The 1,252-nt window shown below is 80.9% G+C and carries 2 protein-coding genes; both read right to left on the reverse strand.

Features of this window, described 5'->3' with window-relative positions; all coding sequences use genetic code 11:
* Nucleotides 1-375 (reverse strand): zinc-dependent metalloprotease (locus HLB09_RS17220; RefSeq protein ID WP_171204506.1); only part of this gene is annotated, 375 nt, incomplete at its 3' end.
* A gap of 106 nt (nt 376-481) precedes the next feature.
* Nucleotides 482-1,252: D-alanyl-D-alanine carboxypeptidase/D-alanyl-D-alanine endopeptidase (gene dacB / locus HLB09_RS17225; protein WP_171204507.1), on the reverse strand; the 771-nt coding region annotated here is incomplete at its 5' end.

Consider the following 1,252-nt stretch of genomic DNA (forward strand, 5'->3'; position numbering starts at 1 on the left):
GCGCTCGTCCTTCTCCCGCCGCGCGTCGCGGGCGCGCACGACCGGCGCCTCCAGCAGCGCGCGGAAGGCTGCCGCGTTGGCCCGTGCCCACCCGGTGCGGTCCACGACGACGGCGCCCGTGTCCGGCGGCACGTCGAGGCCCGTCGTCTCGGCCACGTGCCCCGTGGCCCGCTCGGCGAGGCGTCGCAGCTGGCTGACCGCCCGGTCGGCCTCCGCCCGCGTGACCTGCGGCCCGGGGGGCGCGAGGCGGCCGGCGACGCGCACGGCCAGCTCCCAGTCGACGAGCTGGTCGACGAGCGGGACCTCGCCGGGCGTCGTCCCCCCGCCCGGCGTCGTCCCGTCCGACGTCCTGCCCGGCCCCGCCTGCGTGGTCACGCCGCCACCGTAGGCGGCGTCCCCGGCACCGACCCGGTGCCTCCTCCACCCCGGTCCTTCCCCCGCCGTGGAGGTGACGCCCGCTCCGCCCTCGAGGCCGCGCGGGTCAGCGGCAGCCGCAGGCGGCGAGGGCGGCGGCGACGTCGTCGACGGCGGCGCGCGCCGGCTCGGTGGCCGGGACGGCGTCGGCGAGCACGGCGAAGGCGAGCAGGCGCCCGTCGGCGTCCACGACGACGCCCGCGAGCGACGTGACGCCGGTGAGCGTGCCCGTCTTGGCGCGCACGACCCCGCGGGCGGCGGGCTCGTCGCCGAGCCGGGAGGCGAGCGAGCCCGTGAGCCCGGCCACGGGCAGGCCCTCGAGGAGCGGGCGCAGCTCCTCCTCGCGCGCCGCCAGGCCGAGCACGTCGACGAGCGCCCGTGCGGTGAGGGCGCTCCCGTCACCGAGGCCGCTGGAGTCCGTCAGCGCGACGCCGTCGACCGCCACGCCCCGCTCCGCCACGGCGGCGCGCACGGCCGACGTCGCCCCCTCCGGCGTCACCGGGGCGCCGCTCGCGCGCGCCACGAGGAGCCCGAGCACCTCGGCCCCCGTGTTGTCGCTGACCCGCAGGACGTGCTCGACGACGTCGGCCACGGGCGCCGAGCGCACCTCGCCGAGGACCGGCGCGCCCGCGGGCACGAGCGCCGGGTCGGTGCGTCGGGCCTGCCCGACGACGTCCACGCCCCTCGCGCGCAGCAGGTCGGCCAGCGCGTCGGCGGCGGCGAGGGCGGGGTCCGGGGCGCGGGGGGCGTACTCGTCCGGCGCGAGCCGGCCCGCGTCGACGGCGACGCCGGTGACGTCCGCGGCGAAGCCGAGGGCGACGTCGCCCGGCGTCCAGGT

This window comes from Pseudokineococcus marinus, from assembly GCF_013004605.1.
Lineage (GTDB): Bacteria > Actinomycetota > Actinomycetes > Actinomycetales > Quadrisphaeraceae > Pseudokineococcus > Pseudokineococcus marinus.